This window comes from Devosia indica, from assembly GCF_003056405.1.
GTDB classification, from domain to species: domain Bacteria; phylum Pseudomonadota; class Alphaproteobacteria; order Rhizobiales; family Devosiaceae; genus Devosia; species Devosia indica.
Window position 1 is genome coordinate 1 of sequence record NZ_PYVZ01000038.1, and the last position, 2,810, is coordinate 2,810.

Annotated in this window: 4 protein-coding genes; all 4 read left to right on the plus strand. The window is 63.3% G+C overall.

The features are described from left to right. Window positions 1-60 precede the first annotated feature (60 nt). The 4 genes from tnpA (at window position 61) to DDE76_RS19260 (ending at window position 2,781) form a co-directional block, all read left to right on the plus strand. Window positions 61-471 carry an IS66-like element accessory protein TnpA gene (tnpA, locus tag DDE76_RS19245; protein WP_104891968.1) on the plus strand — a complete coding sequence of 137 codons (411 nt, stop codon included), beginning with the start codon at window positions 61-63 and terminating at the stop codon, window positions 469-471. After that, the gene (gene tnpB / locus DDE76_RS19250; protein WP_104891967.1) at window positions 468-815 is read left to right on the plus strand and encodes an IS66 family insertion sequence element accessory protein TnpB; all 348 of its coding nucleotides are present in this window, start codon (window positions 468-470) and stop codon (window positions 813-815) included. Before tnpA ends, tnpB begins: the two co-directional genes overlap by 4 nt. A gap of 89 nt (window positions 816-904) precedes the next feature. Next, the gene (gene tnpC, locus DDE76_RS19255) at window positions 905-2,554 is read left to right on the plus strand and encodes an IS66 family transposase (protein WP_104891966.1); all 1,650 of its coding nucleotides are present in this window, start codon (window positions 905-907) and stop codon (window positions 2,552-2,554) included. Then, window positions 2,551-2,781 (plus strand): hypothetical protein, encoded by a 231-nt coding sequence (locus tag DDE76_RS19260; protein WP_245892089.1) that lies wholly within the window; start codon window positions 2,551-2,553, stop codon window positions 2,779-2,781. Before tnpC ends, DDE76_RS19260 begins: the two co-directional genes overlap by 4 nt. Window positions 2,782-2,810: the final 29 nt, after the last annotated feature.

Sequence of the window (2,810 nt, forward strand, 5' to 3'; positions counted from 1 at the left end):
GTAAGCCTCCGTTGGTGGCCGTCTTGGCTTGAGCGGTCAGTCTGATAGCTGACTGTCGCTATGGATATCCTTACAGACAGAAGCCGTGTTGAGCGGCTTGAGATTGTGGACACGGGGCGGCGGCGCCGCTTCAGTGAGGCAGAAAAGATCCGGATCGTGGAGGAGAGCCTGTCGGCGCCGCGGATGGCCTCGGCGACGGCGCGCCGACACCAGATCGCGGTGCCGCTGCTGTTTGCCTGGCGCAAAGCCTATCGCGAGGGTCGGCTGGGCCTCGAGGCACCCTCGTTCTATCCGGTGCAGATTGATGGGGTTGAGGCACATGCCGGCGATGGCGGCGCTCCACCAGAGCCACCGGAGAATGGATCAGCCAGCCCGGTCGAGATCGTACTGCGCAATGGGCGTCGGATGATCGTGCGGTCCGATATCGCTCCGGTTGTCCTGGGGCATCTGCTTGATGTGGTGGACCGATGATCCCGGTTCCAAGTGGAACACAGGTGTGGCTGGCAGCGGGCCACACCGACATGCGCAAGGGGTTCAACTCGCTGGCACTGGTGGTGCAGGAGGTGCTCAAGCGCGACCCCCATTGCGGACATCTGTTTGTCTTTCGCGGGCGCCAGGGCAATCTGGTGCGCATCATCTGGCACGATGGCCAGGGGGCATGCGTGTTCACCAAGCGGCTTGAGCGCGGCCGCTTCCTGTGGCCCTCACCGGCCGATGGGATGGTAACAATCTCGTCTGCCCAGCTCGGCTATCTGCTCGAAGGGATCGACTGGCGCATGCCGCAAAAGACCTGGCGGCCCCTGTCGGCAGGATGAACGCGATGGACCGCGACACGGTGACTCATCCCGAGCAAAACCGGGCAAATCAGCTCGTGACAGGAGGCGCATTCTGGTAGCATCGCGACATGGTCGAACCTGCCGAAAACGCCGAGATTGCTGCCCTTCGCCTGGCTCTTGCCGCGGCCGAACAGCGTGCCGATCTGGCGGAGGTTAAGGCCACGCAGGCCCAGGCTGAGGTGGCTCGGGCTCGCGCAGAAAAGACTGACGGCGAGGCCGAGATCGCCCGTCTCAAACTTGAGATCGAAAAGCTCCGGCGCAGCCTTTATGGGCAGCGGTCCGAAAGAAAGGCCAGGTTGCTCGATCAGCTCGAGTTCGAACTCGAGGATCTCGAAGCGACGGCAACCGAAGACGAGCTTGCCGCCGAAATGGCCGCTGCCAAGACAACCCCGGTTCGGGCCTTTACCCGCAAGCGGGCGCAACGGCGTGCCTTTCCAGAGCACTTGCCGCGCGAACGCGTCGTGGTCCCGGCGCCTGAAGCCTGCGCGTGCTGCGGGTCAGATCACCTGGTCAAGCTGGGTGAGGATGTGACCGAGACGCTCGAGGTGATCCCGCGCCAGTGGAAAGTGGTCCAGACGGTGCGGGAGAAGTTCAGCTGCCGGGCTTGTGAGAAGATCAGCCAGCCGCCGGCGCCGTTCCATCCCACCCCACGCGGCTTTGCCGGACCCAACCTGCTGGCGACAATCCTTTTTGAAAAGTTCGGTCAGCACCAGCCCCTCAATCGCCAGTGCGAACGCTTTGCCCGTGAGGGCGTGCCCATCAGCCTCTCGACGCTGGCCGACCAGGTCGGAGCGGCAACGGTGGCGCTCCAACCGCTCCATGATCTGATTGCCGATCACGTTATGGCCGCCGATCGCCTGCATGGCGATGACACCACCGTGCCGATCCTGGCCAAGGGGAAAACCACGACTGGTCGAGTGTGGACCTATGTGCGCGACGACCGCCCCTTCGGTGGCACGAATGGGCCGGCTGCCCTGTTCTTTGCTTCACCCGACCGCAGGGGCGAGCATCCAAGGAGCCATCTTGCCGGCTATTCCGGCATCCTTCAGGTGGACGCCTTTGCCGGCTACAACGGGCTGTTCGACCCCGAGCGCCGCAGCGACCCCATTCGACCCGCCTTCTGCTGGGCTCACGGACGACGCCCATTGTTCGAGCTCGCCGATATTGAAAAGGTGCGAAAGAAGAACGGCAAGGGCGGCGCCATCTCCCCGGTAGCGCTCGAGGCGGTACGCCGGATCGACGAGATCTTCGCCATTGAGCGCGATCTTCACGGCCTGCGACCCGATCAGCGCCTGGCCGAGCGGCAACGGCTATGCGGGCCGCTCGTCGACGAACTGCACGCCTATATGGTCGCCGAGCGCGAAAAGCTCTCGCAGCACGCCCCCGTGGCCAAGGCCATGAACTACATGCTGGCGCGATGGTCTGGCTTTACCGCCTTCCTTGAGGATGGACGCATCTGCCTGTCCAACAACGCTGCGGAGCGGGCCCTGCGCGGAATTGCCCTTGGAAGAAAAGCATGGCTCTTCGCCGGGTCGGACCGCGGCGCTCGACGGGCGGCGTTCATGTACACCCTTATCGTCTCGGCCAAGCTCAACGATATCGACCCCCAGGCCTGGCTTGCTGACGTGCTCACCCGGATCGCTGACATGCCACAGAGCCGGCTGGGGGAACTGCTGCCCTGGAACTGGGTGCCGCAGGCCATGCGCAAGGCGGCATGACGATGCAACTCAACAAGGTGCATGCAGTCACAACCATCGACCTTGTTGCTCTCGAACTGGCCACAACCGCGGATCACCTGCTTGAGGTTGCGCACGGCATGGAACCCGAGGACGGTTTGATCTGGGTCTACAGCGGCAACCATGAGCACGGCATCATGGCCTTCACCGAAGATGGCATTGATCATCTACGCCATCTCATTGAAGAGAAACAATCAGCCACGAACTGACAGCGCCGTGGCCCTCAGCGGAGGCTTAC